Source organism: Nitratidesulfovibrio sp., assembly GCF_040373385.1.
Classification (GTDB): Bacteria; Desulfobacterota; Desulfovibrionia; order Desulfovibrionales; family Desulfovibrionaceae; genus Cupidesulfovibrio.
Map to the genome: position 1 here is coordinate 458,453 of NZ_JBDXXH010000004.1, position 15,625 is coordinate 474,077.

The 15,625-nt window shown below is 67.5% G+C and carries 12 protein-coding genes; 6 read left to right on the plus strand and 6 right to left on the minus strand.

The annotated features are described in order from the left end of the window. Nucleotides 1–157: 157 nt before the first annotated feature. The 6 genes from ABWO17_RS10165 to ABWO17_RS10190 all read right to left on the minus strand — a co-directional run bounded on the left by ABWO17_RS10165 (nt 158) and on the right by ABWO17_RS10190 (nt 7,706). Nucleotides 158–1,546 carry a hypothetical protein gene (locus ABWO17_RS10165; RefSeq protein ID WP_353118147.1) on the minus strand — a complete coding sequence of 463 codons (1,389 nt, stop codon included), beginning with the start codon at nt 1,544–1,546 and terminating at the stop codon, nt 158–160. A 333-nt stretch (nt 1,547–1,879) separates the two neighbouring features. Beyond that, complete coding sequence (gene mnmG, locus ABWO17_RS10170) at nt 1,880–3,781, minus strand: tRNA uridine-5-carboxymethylaminomethyl(34) synthesis enzyme MnmG (protein WP_353118236.1); 1,902 nt, start codon at nt 3,779–3,781, stop codon at nt 1,880–1,882. 66 nt (nt 3,782–3,847) lie between these two features. After that, entirely contained in the window at nt 3,848–5,077 is a 1,230-nt protein-coding gene (locus ABWO17_RS10175) for a M20 family metallo-hydrolase (RefSeq protein ID WP_353118149.1), read from the minus strand. A gap of 165 nt (nt 5,078–5,242) precedes the next feature. Then, nucleotides 5,243–5,518, minus strand: coding sequence for a PxxKW family cysteine-rich protein (locus ABWO17_RS10180; protein ID WP_353118151.1), 276 nt, complete (start codon nt 5,516–5,518; stop codon nt 5,243–5,245). Nucleotides 5,519–5,619: 101 nt separating this feature from the next. Then, nucleotides 5,620–6,333, minus strand: a complete 714-nt coding sequence (locus ABWO17_RS10185) for a hypothetical protein (RefSeq protein ID WP_353118152.1) — start codon at nt 6,331–6,333, stop codon at nt 5,620–5,622. Nucleotides 6,334–6,383: 50 nt separating this feature from the next. Then, nucleotides 6,384–7,706, minus strand: a complete 1,323-nt coding sequence (locus ABWO17_RS10190) for an amidohydrolase family protein (RefSeq protein WP_353118154.1) — start codon at nt 7,704–7,706, stop codon at nt 6,384–6,386. Nucleotides 7,707–7,851: 145 nt separating this feature from the next. On the opposite strand from ABWO17_RS10190, the gene ABWO17_RS10195 reads away from it, so the two are divergent. The 6 genes from ABWO17_RS10195 to yajC all read left to right on the plus strand — a co-directional run bounded on the left by ABWO17_RS10195 (nt 7,852) and on the right by yajC (nt 15,598). Further along, nucleotides 7,852–8,610, plus strand: coding sequence for an alpha/beta hydrolase (locus tag ABWO17_RS10195; RefSeq protein ID WP_353118155.1), 759 nt, complete (start codon nt 7,852–7,854; stop codon nt 8,608–8,610). Nucleotides 8,611–8,969: 359 nt separating this feature from the next. Further along, a complete protein-coding gene (locus ABWO17_RS10200) occupies nt 8,970–10,493 on the plus strand; it encodes a glutamate synthase-related protein (protein WP_353118157.1) in 1,524 nt (507 codons plus the stop codon). Nucleotides 10,494–10,832: 339 nt separating this feature from the next. Further along, nucleotides 10,833–11,942 carry a class II glutamine amidotransferase gene (locus ABWO17_RS10205; protein ID WP_353118159.1) on the plus strand — a complete coding sequence of 370 codons (1,110 nt, stop codon included), beginning with the start codon at nt 10,833–10,835 and terminating at the stop codon, nt 11,940–11,942. Beyond that, the gene (locus tag ABWO17_RS10210) at nt 11,939–12,814 is read left to right on the plus strand and encodes a GltB/FmdC/FwdC-like GXGXG domain-containing protein (protein WP_353118161.1); all 876 of its coding nucleotides are present in this window, start codon (nt 11,939–11,941) and stop codon (nt 12,812–12,814) included. Before ABWO17_RS10205 ends, ABWO17_RS10210 begins: the two co-directional genes overlap by 4 nt. A 216-nt stretch (nt 12,815–13,030) precedes the next feature. Then, nucleotides 13,031–14,884, plus strand: a complete 1,854-nt coding sequence (locus tag ABWO17_RS10215) for a cation:proton antiporter (protein WP_353118163.1) — start codon at nt 13,031–13,033, stop codon at nt 14,882–14,884. Between the two features lie 312 nt (nt 14,885–15,196). Beyond that, a complete protein-coding gene (gene yajC, locus ABWO17_RS10220) occupies nt 15,197–15,598 on the plus strand; it encodes a preprotein translocase subunit YajC (RefSeq protein WP_353118165.1) in 402 nt (133 codons plus the stop codon). Nucleotides 15,599–15,625 lie beyond the last annotated feature (27 nt).

Here is a 15,625-nt window from a genome sequence, read left to right on the forward strand (position 1 = left end):
CCACCGGCGGCTGGCGGGGGTGCCGTCGCGCGCGGGTACCCCCGGCTGGCCGGGGCCTGTCTGGCCGTGCATCTCGGGCCGGTCCGGGACCGGATGCGCGGGGCATGCGGGAGTCAGGCCGGGGTTGCCAGCGGGTACGGGCGCTTGCGGCTCGCGCTCACACTACATCGCTCCCGCTTTCCCTGTAAAGCTCAAGGTGGCGGCGGATCACCCAGTTGCCGAGGGGTTCCACCTCGCCCTCGTCGGACAGGGGTTTCCAGTCGGCCATGTGGGGGGCGTTGTCGCGGGGCTGGCCCCAGGCCAGTACCTGAAGGCCCAGTTCCACGTCGCGCGTTTCAAAGGCCACGAAGCGGTTCTGGATGCGGCAGTGCAGCCAGAAGCCCAGGCTGCGGTCGTGCTGGGGGTCGTATAGTTCCAGCAGGGCGACGAGGCGCCCGCCGATGTCCAGGTTCATGCCCCGCGCCGTGGCGGAACGGGACGTGGCGCGGGGCACCAGCAGGCGCAGCCCGCCGCCGGAAAGGTTCAGCAGGGCCACGGGCAAGGCGCGGCTGATGTCCGGAAAGAGCGGCGCGAAGCTGTCGTCATGCGGCAGCGACCCGCCGCAGGTATCGGCGGGGGCATGGGCGCTTCGTCCGGGCATGGGCGCTTCGTCCGGGGCGGTTCCTGTATCGTGCGGGGTGGGCGCATCGATCGGGCAGGGCGCGCCGTGCGCGGTGAAGCTATTCAGGCTGGTGGCGTCGGGCAGGGCCAGCAGGGGCATGCCCAGGCGGCGACCGTCGGCAGGGGCCGGGGTATCCCCGCCCATGGGCCACACGGCCAGGCCCAGCACCAGGTGGCGCGGCACGTCCAGCCGCAGGAAGGCGCGCTTCTGCCGTCGTTCCAGCTTTTCCGGCAGGGCCAGGTCCACCAGCCATACCGCGTCGGCGGCGTGCGGGCCGCGGGGGGCGTTGCGGTCGGCGGAGGGCGCGTGGTGCGCGCCGGTGATCTTTGAGGTGAACTGATAGTACACCTGCATGCGCTTCTGCTGGGTGCGGAAGTAGCAGTCCACCTCGCGTCCCTTCCACGATTCCGGCACGGTGCGCAGCAGCGAGCATTCCAGGGTCAGGGCGGAACGGGTGACGGACACGGCCGTGCAGTAGGTGGAACGGCGCCCCGTGGGACCGTGGAACTGCATCTCGAAGCGGCCCCGTTGCAGGATGGCGGCGTCGAACAACTCGCGGATCACGTGCGGGTCGTTGACCCAGCCTTCGGGGGTGTAGCGCTGGCGGCGCTGGCGCAGTCCGCCCACCAGCAGCCCGGCGGCCAGCAGGGCGGCCACGGCGGCCACGATGAGCACGAATTCGCGTACCAGGGTGAAATCAGTCTGATGCTCGCCGAAGTGGCGGGATATTTCCGCCAGAAAGCTGGCCGCCCTGGGGGGGGGCAGGAAAAGGGCGTCGACAGCGGCGCGGGCATGGGCGACGAAGGCAAGGAGATCGGCGAGGGCGGTGGAATCGGTGAGGCCGGAGACGCTGAGGTTCCACGGGAACGGTGCGGCGCTGCTCATGATGGTGCCCCGGACAGTTGAGGTACGCCGAAGATCGGGCGGCAGGCTGGGTGCAGCCGGACGGACGCTCTCTGGACGGTAGCCGCAAACGCCACCTGTCGCAACAGGCGGGACGTTAGAGCTTGAAGGTAGCCGTGGGGGGGACGGGAGCGAGAAGGCCTTCGTGACGGACTGCGCGGGGGGAATCTGTTGAACTGGCTGAACTGGCAGAACTGGCTGAACTGGCAGAACTGGCAGAACGGGCTGGCCTGGTCGAATGGGTCGAATTGACCAAACTGGCGGAATTGGGGAAAGGGGGGCGCTGGCGGGACTGGTTGAGTTGGGGGAACCGGTTTACCCGACCGAACCTGCCTGTTTCCGCTCCAGCTTGCGCAGATGAATTTCAATGCAGGTCAGCGCAGCCGGGGTCACCCCGGAAATACGCGCGGCCTGTCCCATGGTGCGCGGCTGGACGCGGGTCAGCTTTTCCACGATCTCGCGGGTAAGCCCGGCCACAGCCGCGTAGTCCAGGCCTTCCGGCAGGGGCTGGGATTCCTGCCGGGCGGCGCGCTCCACCAGTTCTTCCTGCCGGGCAAGATAGCCGGAGTAGCGGATGATGGTTTCCGCCTCTTCGCGCACTTCCGGCGCGTGGTCCGTGGCTTCCGGCCAGAAGGCGCGCAGCCGCTCCAGCGACATGGTGGGGCGGCGCAGCAACTCGGCCAGCGACACCGCACGGGTGGGTACCGCCTCGCCAAGGTCGGCGAAGATGGCGCGGGTGGCGGCGTCGGGCGTCACCCTGTGCTGCTCCAGCCGGGTCATCAGGTCGGCCAGTGCGTCGTGCCGGGTGCGGAACACGGCCCAGTGCCCGTCGTCCACAAGGCCGAGGTCGCGGCCAAGCGGGGTCAGCCGGGCGTCGGCGTTGTTCTCGCGCAGCAGCAGGCGGTGCTCCGCGCGCGAGGTGAACATGCGGTAGGGTTCGCGCGTGCCCTTGGTGACCAGGTCGTCCACCAGCACGGCCATGTACGCCGCATCGCGCCCCGGCAGGAACGGGGGCAGCCCGCGCAGCGCGCACGAGGCGTTCAGCGCTGCCCACAGGCCCTGCGCCGCCGCCTCTTCGTAGCCGGAGGTGCCGTTGATCTGCCCAGCCAGGTACAGGCCCGGCAGCGTCTTGGCTTCCAGCGTGGGGTGCAGTTGGATGGGATCGGCGTAGTCGTATTCTATGGCGTAGCCGGGGCGCACGATCTGGGCGTTTTCCAGCCCCGGAATGGTGGCGATCATGGCCTTCTGCACGTCCAGCGGCAGGCTGGTGGGAATGCCGTTGGGGTAGCATTCCGGGCTGGACAGCCCTTCCGGCTCGACGAATATCTGATGCCGCTCCCGGTCGGGGAAGCGGGCCACCTTGTCCTCTATGGACGGGCAGTAGCGCGCCCCGGTGCCGGTGATGACACCCGTGAACATGGGCGAACGGTCGAACCCCGCGCGGATGGCGGCGTGGGTACGTTCGTTGGTCCAGGTCATGTAACAGGGCACCTGCGGCAGGCGCACGCCGGGGCCGCGAAAGCTGAACGGGCGCGGCGGCGTATCGCCGGGCTGTTCTTCCATGACCGAAAAATCGATGCTGGCCCGCAACAGGCGCGGGGTGGTGCCGGTTTTCAGGCGGCCCAGTTCAAGCCCATGGGCGCGTAGCGAGGCGGAAAGCCCGACAGCCGGGGCATCGCCAAGGCGGCCACCGGGAAAGTTGGTGAGGCCCACGTGGATCAGCCCGCACAGGAAGGTGCCGGTGGTCAGCAGCACCGTGCGGGCGCAAAATTCCTGCCCGAGGCCGGTGCGCACCCCGGTGGCGCGGCCATTTGCGGCCAGGATGGCTTCCGCCGTGTCCTGCCAGACCCACAGATTGTCCTGCGCGAAGACGTCGCGCCGCACCGCGTGCAGGTAGGCATCGCGGTCGATCTGGGCGCGGGTGGCCCGTACGGCGGGCCCCTTGCTGACGTTCAGGGTGCGGAACTGGATGCCCGCCTCGTCGGCCCACAGTCCCATCATGCCGCCCAGCGCGTCGATTTCCTTGACCATGTGCCCCTTGGCAAGCCCGCCGATGGCCGGGTTGCAGGACAGATGGCCGATGCGGTCGGCGTTGCTGGTCAGCAGCAGGGTGGGGTGGCCCAGGCGCGCGCTGGCCATGGCCGCCTCGCACCCGGCATGCCCGGCGCCGACCACGATGCAGTCGAAGATGGCGGGAAACGGGGCCTTGCGCGGCATGAGGGGTGCGGACATGTGCGGTACCGTGGTGTGGGGTGCGAAGGGTTGGCGCAGCCGGATACCCGGCTATTTCCCGCCCTCGAACAGCATGGTGGCGATGACCTTGGCGTCGCCGATGTTGCACGACACGCGCGTGGCCTCGTTGGGCACGTGGGCGTTGGGCACAAGCTTGGACCATACGGCGGCGGAAAGCCCCATGCGCCGCACGATGGCAGCCACGGTGCCCCCGCCGATGCCCGCGGGCCGCGCGGTGACGCCGTACACGTCCCTGATGGCCGCGCGCAGCCGGGTGACCACTTCCGCGTCGGGACTGGTGGGCGGTGCGGCCTGCTCGCGCAGGACCTGTGAAATGGCGATGGTCACGCCGTGCTCCCGTTCCACCTCGTCGGCCAGTTCGCGCAGCGCGGCCACCACGTCGTCCAGATCGTAGCGGGGCAGCACGCGGCAGTCCACGTAGAACACGTCCGATCCGGGCACGGTGTTCACGTTGGGCACGTTGGCTTCTTTCTTGGTGGGCACGAAGGTGGAGGTGGCCGGGTTGAACAGCGGATCCGCGTCGGGAAAGCGCTGGTTCAGGTGGCGGACGCGCAGGATGAGCGCGGCGGCACCCGAAAGGGAGTTCACCCCTTCGTCGGGGGTGGAGGCGTGGCACTGCTTGCCGGTGACGGCGATGCGCAGCCAGAGCATGCTCTTTTCCGCCACCTCGATCATGGTGCCGTCGCTGTCGCCGAAGTCGGGCACCACGATGAAGTCGTCGGGCCGGAACAGGTCGGGCCGCACGGCGGCCACGTGGGCCATGCCGCGCGCGTTGCCGGTTTCTTCGTCGGCCACGAAGGCCAGGCCCAGCGACAGGGGCGGGGTGACGCCCTGTTCCAGCAGTTCGCGGGCCACCAGCAGGCCGGAAACGATGGCCTGCTGGTTGTCCTCCACGCCACGGCCGAACAGCACGTCGCCGTCCACGCGCAGGGTCCACGGGTCGCCGTCCCACAGGGCCGGGTCGCCGGGGGGCACCACGTCCATGTGGGCCAGCACCCATACCGTGCGCGGCGAGGCGCCGGGCACACGGGCGATGATGTTGGGGCGGTGTCCGCAGGGCACGCGCGGGTCGGGGGCGTCGATGGTCTCGATGTCCGTCACCCCGATGGCGCGCAGATGGGCGAGCAGCCAGTCGGCCTTTTCGCGCTCTCCGTCGCCGCCGCTTTCCGGACCCAGGGCCGGGCGGCTGGTCAGTTCGCGTTGCAGTTCGATGACGGCGTCGCGGCGGGCGTCAAGGGCGGAAATGATGCGGTGCGGCATGCGGCAAACCCCGTGCGCGTGGCGCGTGGCGCCCGCAACCGCACGAAGCGGCCCGGCCGCCGAGTCAGAATGGCCCGCCACGCATGTCCGAAACCGGTTGCGCGGCGGAGAAAAAAAGAAAGGGCGAGGTTGCCCGCGCCCTTTCCCGTGCTGTCGGAATAGAGGCTAACGGCCCTTGGCGGCGCGCTTGGACGCCTTGAGGGGGTTGACCTTGGCGGCCGCGGCGGCCTGGGTCTTGATATGGGTGGCAAAGTTGCACTTGCCGCCCACCCACTTGCGTTCGGGCATGGGGTAGCTGCCGCAGAACTTTTCTTCCTCGAAAAGGCGAATGCGCTCACAGCCTTCGCACTGTTCGACGATGGGCTTGAGGGTGATGCCGTTCATCACCACGCCGTCGGCCGTCTTGGTGGCACCAGCAAGGACGTTGCTCGTTGCGCTCATCTCGAAATCCTCCGTCGCGCGCGAAGCGCGTTTGTTCTTTCAGAAAGCAGGTTCCAATTATACAGTTCGCCCCGATTGTCAACAGGAAATTCGTGGGGGCGTCAGTTGGCGGCGGGTTGGGCGGCAGGCGTTGCTGCGGCCCGTGCTTCCATCTGCTCTAGGGCTTCGTTGAAGCCGCGCAGGTACGTCTCGCGGGTTTCCATGCCGATGCGCGGCCAGTCGGCTTCGGGCAGGCTCAGGGGTTTCGTCGTTTTGTCGTCGCCGAACGAGCGCATCATCGCGCCCATGCCGTGCAGGTTTATCCAGCGGTGGTCATAGTCGTGGGGGGTCTTTTCTTCCCATTCCACCACCATGGGAATGAGTTTTTTCAGCTTGGGGATGTCCTGGAAGGCGTATTGATTGATGGGCGGGCCGTAGTTCTGGTTCAGCACGGCCACGGCCTGCCGGGCGCTGACGTCGGCGCAGCGGTTGGCATCGTAACGGGCGCGCAACTGCCCCGCATAGAACCAGAAGGCGGCATCGTCCTTTTCGCCTTTGGCGAACAGGGCTGCGGAAAGGGCGTACAGCACTGTGGGCATCACCGACTGGGGTTTTGCCAGCACTTCCCGGATGGCCGCGTCGCGTGTGCTCGCCGACGTGGAGTGCAGGCGTTTCATCAGCGCCATGGCCGGGGCCGTATTGATGGTGGCGTATTCGCCTGCGGGCGCGACGGTGGTGGTGCGCCCCCCCTGCTGGCCAACGCAGGCGGCAAGCGGCAACAGCAGCGTCAGGAGCAGCATCAGGGCGAAAATGGCCGAAAGCGAGCGAGTGGGCATGTGTGTCTCCTGTGAGGCAAGCGCCCGCCCTCCCCGGCGGGCGGCAGTGGCTACCTTCCCAGCTTGTCCAGCACCCAGCGGCGCACGTCGCGCATCTGGGCCACAAGGGCGGGGTAGTCGAAGCGGGTGAACCGGCCATCCTGGTACAGCACCTCGCCCGCCACCATGGTCAGGCGCACTTCGTGCCCGGTGGCGGCATACACCAGGTGCGAGGCCGGGTTGTACATGGGTTGCAGGTTGGGGGATGAAAGGTCCAGTGCGGTCAGGTCCGCCGGGCAGCCGGGGGCCAGTTGGCCAAGGCCCGGCCAGTGCAGGGCCGCCGCGCCGCCAAGGGTGGCCATGTCCAGCACGGACTGGGCCGGAGCGCAGGTGGGGTCCATGCCGCGCAGCTTGTGCAGCATGGCGCAGCTGGTCATTTCCGTGAACATGTTCAGGCTGTTGTTGCTGGCGGCACCGTCGGTTCCGATGCCCACGGCAATGCCGCGCGCCAGCATCTGCGGCACCGGGGCCGCGCCGGAGGCCAGCTTCATGTTGCTTTCCGGATTGTGGGCCACAGCCACGCCGCTGGCCGCCAGCAGGTCGATTTCCTTATCCGTCACGTCAACGGCGTGGGCCACGGTGGCGCGCGGGGTCAGCAGGCCAAGGCCGTGGCAGTATGGCACGGGGCGCTGGCCGAACATCTGCTGGCACTGGGCCGTTTCCGTCGTGGTTTCCGCCAGGTGGATATGCAGTGGCAGGTCCAGTTCCTCGGCCAGGGCCTGGCAGCGTTGCAGCAGTTCCGGCGAGGTGGTGTACACTGCGTGCGGGGTGACGCACTGGCGGATGCGCGGATGGGCTTTCCAGCGTTCGTGCAGCTGGCGCACCAGGGCCAGGCCCGCGTCGGCGTCCGGGTAGGCGGGCGAGGGAAAGCCGAAGATGCCCTCGCCGCCCAGGCAGCGCAGACCCGCCGTGTCCACGGCGCGGTAGGTGGCGTCCTGGATCAGGTACATGTCGTTGAAGGCGGTGGTGCCGGTGCGCAGCATTTCGGCGCAACCCAGCAGTGCCCCCGCCTCCACGATGTCGGGGGTAAGGTGCCTTTCGACGGGAAAGATGTGCTGCGTCAGCCAGTCCATCAGCGGCAGGTCGTCGGCCACGCCGCGCAGAAAGGTCATGGCCGCGTGGGTGTGCGCGTTGACAAGGCCGGGCATGACCAGCGCGTTGCCAAGGTCCAGCACCCGCGTCGGGGTGTGCGCGGCGGCCACGGCCTCGCGCGGGCCGACGGCCAGCACGGTCCCGTCGGCAACAGCCAGCGCGCCGTCCTCGACGACGGTGCGCATGGCGTCTTGTGTAACGATGCAGGCGGCCTGTATGAGGATGTCGCAGGGGCGGGGCATGGTGGCTCCTTGTGGTGTGCCGAGGGCGAGCGTGCGGGTGGGGCGGATATTGCGGTGCCTGCGGTCCCGGCAAGTGGCTTTTCCATTAATATAGGGCATGGCGTGTCGCAAGCGTGCGGCGCCCGTGTGGCAAGGTGCAGGGAGCATGAGGGAGCAGGAAATGCGCGTGGGATGTCTGCTGGTGCACGGATTTACCGGTGCGCCCTTTGAAATGGAACCGCTGGCCGGGCCGCTGCGCGAAATGGGCTGCATGGTGCGCAACATCCGTCTGCCGGGGCACGATACCTCGTTCGAGGATTTCCGGCGCACCGTGTTCGCCGACTGGGTGGCCCATGCGGAAGACGAATACCGCGCGCTGGAGCGCGAGGTGGACGCGGTGGTGCCCGTGGGCCTGTCCATGGGCGGAACCATCGCCCTGCACCTGGCCCAGGTGTTCCGACCCCTGGGCGTGGTGGCCCTGGCTGCGCCCATGTACGTGTACCGCATCATTCCGTGGCGCATGAAGGATTGGCGGCTGCCGCTGGTGGGGTTGCTGCGCCATGTGCGCCCGGTGTGGCCCGCCACACCGCGCAGCGAGGCCGCGCGCGCCGTGGCCCCGTGGCGCGGCTACGAGGACGCCACGGCCCTGCCGCAGTTGCACAGCCTTATCGTGGGTGCCGCAGGTGTGCGCCGGGGGCTGGGCCGGGTGACGGCGCCGCTGCTGGTCATGCAGGCGCGGGGCGATACCACGGTGCACTATTCCAACGCCCTGCACATCGCCGCCCACGTGGCCTCGCCCGACGTGACCCTGAAACTGTTCGACATCGCGGACAGGCGCGCCGGGCACCATGTCATCACCACCCATATGGAGTGCCGCGACCGGGTGAGCGGGGCGGTGCGCGACTTCGTGCGCGGGCTATTTTGATGATACAAAAATGTTATTTTATGCGTTTTTGGTCGTTTTTCCCAAAAGGCAGAATTTCACAAGCTAATATTCTGCAACAATTACACTGTTTCAGCTGTGCAGCTGGTCAATCCTGACTGGGTTAGATGATGGGATTGACGATTTTGCACGGAATCGTTAAATCTTGACCATGCCGGACGAACCGGGGGGAATGCGCAGCCGCATCCCCGGCCTTCTGTCGCATGATCCGCCATGGTGTGGTTTTCCCTGCTTTCGCCGGGCACACCGGACAGGTACGCGGAAACATGCTATGCAGGGGGCGAGCCGGTCCGCCGCTCACGGCAGTTTTTCCACAGGTTCGCCAAGCAGAGGTTACCAGCGTGCATGTGAAGCCCATCAGCCAGCATTTCAACGACTTCGTCATCGAGCGCGAGCGCGCCCGGTGCATCAACTGTGAAGTCTGCGTGCGCCAGTGTTCGTACGAGGCCCACTTCTGGGACGAGGCGCGCCAGTTCGTGGTGCACGACAGTGCCCGCTGCGTGGGCTGTCACCGTTGCGCGGCCATGTGCCCCACCAGTTGCCTGACCATCCGCAAGAAACCGTCGGATTTCCGCGACAACTCGCTGTGGACGTCCACGTACATCAAGCACATCTTCAAGCAGGCCGACACCGGTGGGGTGCTGCTGTCCGGCATGGGCAACCCGCAGCCCAAGCCCATCTACTGGGACAACATGCTGCTGGACGCCAGCCAGGTGACCAACCCCTCCATCGACCCGCTGCGCGAGCCCATGGAACTGCGCACCTTTCTGGGTGCCAAGCCCGACGCCGTGGACTTCATCCACACCCCGGAAGGCCCGCGCCTGAAGCAGCCCCTGCCGCCGCAGCTGCAACTGGAATACCCCATCATGTTCGCGGCCATGTCGTTCGGGGCCATTAACTTCAACCTGCACGTGGCCATGGCCCGCGCCGCCACGCAGCTCGGCATCTGCTACAACACCGGCGAAGGGGGCCTGCACCCGGACCTGTACCAGTACGGGGCCAACACCATCGTGCAGGTGGCTTCCGGCCGGTTCGGCGTGCACAAGGACTACCTGAATGCCGGGGCCGCCGTGGAAATCAAGGTGGGGCAGGGCGCCAAGCCGGGCATAGGCGGGCACCTGCCGGGCGAGAAGATCGACGAGGAAGTCTCGCGCACCCGCATGGTGCCGCAGGGGTCCGACGCCATCTCGCCCGCGCCGCACCACGACATCTACTCCATAGAAGACCTGCTCCAGCTCATCTACGCCATCAAGGAATCCACCCGCTACCGCGCGCCCGTGGCCGTGAAGATCGCCGCCGTGCACAACGCCCCGGCCATTGCCTCCGGCATCGTGCGCGCCGGGGCGGACATCGTGGTCATCGACGGGTTCCGGGGCGGCACGGGCGCTGCCCCCACCATGATCCGCGACAACGTGGGCATTCCCATCGAACTGGCCTTGGCCTCGGTGGACAACCGCCTGCGCGACGAAGGCATCCGCAACCATGCCTCGCTGGTGGTGGCCGGGGGCCTGCGGTGCAGTGCCGACGTGGTAAAGGCCATCGCCCTGGGGGCCGACGCCGTGTACATCGGCACCGCCGCGCTGGTGGCCGTGGGCTGCACCCTGTGTGGTCGCTGCTACACCGGCAAGTGCCCGTGGGGCATCGCCACCAATGCGGCGCAGCTCAAGAAGCGCCAGAATCCGGACGTGGCCGCGCAGCGCATGGTCAACCTGGTTCGGGCCTGGGGCCACGAGATTCAGGAAATGCTGGGCGGCATGGGGCTGAACTCCATCGAAAGCCTGCGCGGCAACCGCGACAAGCTGCGCGGCGTGGGGCTGAACGAGGTGGAGTTGAACGTTCTTGGCATCAAGCACGCCGGTCTTTGATTTTTGGCCAGCGGTCCGGTCTTTCGCCCTCCGGCTGCGTCGGACATCGCCGTGGTCCCCGGTCACGTACGAGAAGAGTACGCTCCCGTCGCCACGGCTCGTCCTCCTTGCCGGAGAACGAAATCCCTGTCCCTGGGTGGCGGTTGCTCCGGGCGGGTAAAGACAAAGATCTGACGCTGCCCCACGCTGCGCCCCGCCGGGGTTGTGCCGGGTGTGGCGTAGTGAAGAGTTAAAGAAAAGCTTCAAGTTGGCGTAACCCGGCAGCAAGATGGAATATGCACGCACCGGCCGCAGCGGCGGAATCACCGCCCGCAGGGCCGGACACCACGGAGAGAAGCCATGCAGGCTCCACGCGATTTCTGGCATTTCGAGAAGGATATTTCCGGCTGCGGCGTGTTCGGCGTCATCGACCGGGCGCGGCGGCTCATACCGGGGTCGGAGCCCATCGCGGCCATGTGCACCATGCACGACCGGGGCAACGGCCTTGGCGGCGGCTTTGCGGCCTACGGCATCTATCCGGACCGGGCGGACTGGTATGCCTTCCACCTGATGTGCGACGATCGCGACGCGCTGGAACGGGCCGAGGGCGTCATCAAGCAGTTCCACGACATCCGCCATTCCGAGCCCATCCCCACCCGCAAGGTGGCCAGCGTGAAGAATCCGCCCGTGGTCTGGCGCTACTTCGTCACGCCCAAGGCCAACCGGCCCGCCTGGGCCACCGGGGACGAGGCCGACTACATGGTGGGCACGGTGATGCACATCAACACCAAGGTGCCCGGCGTGTTCGTGTTTTCCAGCGGCAAGGACATGGGGGCCTTCAAGGGCGTGGGCTTTCCGGAGGACATCGCCGATTTCTTCCGGCTGGACGAATACCATGCCCACATGTGGACCGGGCACAACCGCTTTCCCACCAACACGCCCGGCTGGTGGGGTGGGGCGCACCCGTTCACCCTGCTGGACTGGGCCATCGTGCACAACGGCGAAATCTCGTCCTACGGCATCAACAAGCGCTATCTGTGCCAGCACGGCTACGAGTGCACCCTGATGACCGACACCGAGGTGGTGGCCTATCTGATCGATCTTTTGATCCGCAAGCACGGCCTGACCAAGCGCGAGGCCAGTTGGGTGTTCGCGCCGCCGTTCTGGGACGAGGTGGACCGCATGCCCGAGGCCGAGCGCGAGGCCTTCAAGGCCCTGCGCATGGTCTACGGCTCGGCCCTGCTCAACGGCCCCTTCGCCATCCTGGTGACGGATTCCAACGGCATGATGGGCCTCAACGACCGGGTCAAGCTGCGCCCGCTGGTGGTGGCCGAACAGGGCGACCGGGTGTTCATGTCCAGCGAGGAAAGCTCAATCCGCGAGGTGTGCCGCGACCTTGACCGGGTCTGGGCGCCCAAGGCGGGCCAGCCCGTGATCATCGACTACCTGCCGCAGGGGGGTGCCGCATGAGCGCCGACGTGATGTGCGACGAAAAGGGCTTCTGCGTGCAGCGCGAGGGCGAGCGGTGCGTCATCGACGCCACCGGGGTGTACTACCGCCAGCTCAATGAACGCATCCGCGCCGCGCTGGAGCATGGCGTTACCGACATAGAGGTGGTGCAGGTGCGCGGGCAGCGCTACATCGCCACCGCCGTGGAGGGCGACGTGCGCTTCACCGTGCGCGGCGTGCCGGGGCAGGACCTGGGCGCGTTCATGCGCGGGCCGGTCATCCACGTGTACGGCAACGCGCAGGACGGCGTGGGCAACACCATGGACGGCGGGCGCATCGTTATCCACGGCATGGCGGGCGACGTGCTGGGCTATGCCATGCGCGACGGGCGCATTCTGGTGCGCGGCGACGTGGGGTACCGCGTGGGCATTCACATGAAGGCCTACATGGATCGCGTGCCGGTCATCGTGGTGGGCGGCAAGGCGGGCGACTTTCTGGGCGAATACATGGCGGGCGGGGCCATCATCCTTTTGGGCATGCATTCCGGCATGGCCGATGCGCCCATCACCGGGCGCAATCTGGGCACCGGCATGCACGGCGGGGTCATCTACCTGCGCGGCAGGGTGCCGGAATACCAACTTGGGCCGGGCCTTTCCATGGAGCCGGTGGACGAGGCGGACCTGGACTTCCTGCGCGGCCACGTGGCGGACTTTGCGGCGGAATTCGCGGGCGAGTTCGGGGCCGGGGGCGCGGCAGGCGGAAGCGAAGCGGCAGGGCAAGCCGCCCCTGTTGACGCCGAGGCGCTGGCCGCAGCCATCCTGTCCGAGCCGTTCGTGAAGATACGCCCCTTCTCGCACAGGCCGTATGGCAACATGTACGTGGGGACCAATTAGCCCGCGTCGGCAACGCACCGGAATAGCAGCGTAACGGAATGCATGAAGGCTCCGGCTTGCAGATGTGCCGGGGCCTTTTTCGTTGCGGTTCCCCGCATCGGGCATGCCGAGGGTTGCGCGGCATGGCCGGAGTGCGCATACTCACACATTGGTCCGCAGCCTCACGTTTTCGGCGTCGCCCCATGCGCCGCGCCTGCACCCCGACCGGAGCCTTGCATGCCGCACAACATCGATCTCATCCTGACCCTGGCGGGCGGCCTTACCGCCGCGCTGGCCCTTGGTTTCATCACCCAGAAACTGCGCCTGTCGCCCATCGTGGGCTATCTGCTGGCGGGCATGGTGGTGGGGCCGTACTCGCCCGGTTTCGTGGCCGATGCGGACACGGCCACCCAGTTCGCCGAACTGGGCGTCATTCTGCTGATGTTCGGGGTGGGGCTGCATTTTCATCTCAAGGACCTGATGGCCGTGCGTTCCGTGGCCGTGCCGGGGGCCATCGTGCAGATTGCCGCCGCCACCGTGCTGGGCATGCTGGCCACGCACGTTTTCGACTGGTCGTGGACGGCTGGGGCCGTGTTCGGCATGGCCATTTCGGTGGCCAGTACCGTGGTGCTTACCCGCGTGCTGGCCGACAACCGGGCCATGCACACCCCCGTGGGGCACGTGGCCATCGGCTGGCTGGTGGTGGAGGACCTGTTCACCATTCTTGTACTGGTGCTGCTGCCCGCGCTGTTCCCGCCTGCTGCGGCGTCTGGCGGTGCCGGGGGCGCATCCGTTTCGGTATGGGCCACCCTGGGCACCACCACCCTGAAGTTGGCAGCCCTGGTGGTGTTCACCCTGGTGGCCGGTCAGCGGGTGATTCCGCTGCTGCTGTCCTACGTGGCCCGTACCGGCACGCGCGACCTGTTCACCCTGGCCGTGCTGGTGCTGGCGCTGGGCATTGCCGTGGGGGCGGCGGAGTTCTTCGGCGCGTCCATGGCGCTGGGGGCCTTTCTTGCGGGTATGGTGGTGGGGCAGTCCGAGTTCAGCGCCCGCGCGGCGGCAGAGGCGCTGCCCATGCGCGACGCCTTTGCGGTACTGTTTTTCGTGTCCGTGGGCATGCTGTTCGACCCTGCCTCGCTGGCCACCGGCTGGCCGCTGATGCTGGTCACCCTGGCCATCGTGCTGCTGGGCAAGCCGCTGGCGGCCCTGCTGGTGGTGCTGGTGCTGGGCCATCCCCTGCGCAAAGCCGTATCCGTGGCCGTGGCGCTGGCCCAGATCGGTGAATTTTCGTTCATTCTCGCATCGATGGGAACCGCGCTGGGCGTGCTGCCGCCAGAGGCGGGCAACGCCCTTGTGGTGGCGGCAGTTGTGTCCATCACCATCAACCCCTTGTTGTACAAGGGGATCGATCCCCTGATGAAGGCGCTGGCCCGCCGGGGCATCGGCGTGGCGCGCCCGGCTGCCGGGGGCGGGCCCGTGCCGGTGCCCGTGGATGATGCGCATCGCGTGGTGCTGGTCGGCTACGGGCCGGTGGGCCGGGCCATTGCCCGCATCCTGCGCGACAACGACATGGACGTGGTGGTGGTGGAGATGAACATCGACACGGTGCGCGAACTGCACGAGCAGGCCGCGCGCGAGGCGGCACACCTGGACGCCGGAACGGAAGGCGGCGTCAACGTGGCGGGTTCCGCCGGTGCCGATGGTTCCGCCAGCGCAGCCGGTGACACGTCCGACAAGGGCGTCGATCATCCCGAACTCCCCCTGCGGCCCGTGCACGGCGATGCCACCCAGGCCGAGATACTGCGCCATGCAGGGCTGGAAGAGGCCGAGGCGCTGATCATTTCTTCCGCGGCGGCCCCGGCGCGCGAGATCATCGAGGTGGCGCGCGGCGTGAACCCCGACGCGCGCATCCTCATCCACACCACCTACCTGCGCGAGGCAGAGGCCCTGCGGGCGGGCGGGGCGGAGGTGGTCTTTTCCGGCGAGGGGGCGGTGGCCCTGTCGTTGTCCACCTTCCTGCTGCGCGAACTGGGCGCCACCGACGAACAGGTGGAGGCAGAGCGCAGGCGCATCCGCCACGATTTCTGCTGAGGCACGCCCGGTCAGCCCCCCTCCGTCCCGTCGTTCTGCCTGTCCGGTCCGCCAAGCCAGCCGAGCCAACCGTTCAGGGCGGTCAGCTGTCCTGAGCGTGTGGGGGGAGGGCGCCGCGTCGTCCGCCGTCTCGTTTCGTCACGCCGGGGCGGAAGGCCCGTTGCCGCATTTGTTTCCCGGCTCCTGCGCCGCATGGGCCACGCGGTCCGGCGGCCAGAAAAGCGTTGAAAAAAAAGGCCACGGCAGGTAGGTAAGTCACGTTTTGCGACCATAACGCCCTCCTAGCGGGGGCGTAACCTTCAAGGAGGCATCATGCTCTGGACCAACGTGGCGCATGCCATGGGCGCGGGTCAGACGGTCGGCGGCGGGGCCAACCCCATCGCGTCTTTCGTGCCGCTGATTCTCATGTTCGCCATTTTCTATTTTCTCCTGATCCGTCCCCAGCAGAAGAAGGCCAAGGAACACAAGGCCATGCTGGAGTCCATCAAGAAGGGCGACAACGTCGTGACCGCCGGGGGCATCTACGCCCGCGTGTTCGAAGTGCAGGACGACGTGCTGGTGCTCGACCTTGGCGAAACCAAGGTCCGCGTGGGCCGTTCCTTCGTCAGCGCCGTCATCGACCCCAAGGCGAAGAAGGACGACAAGAAGCCTGCCGACAAGAAGGCTGGCAAGGACGCGGACAAGAAGGAAAACGGGAAGGACGGGCAGAAGTAGCCCCGTTTCCCTCGGCATGGGGCAAGC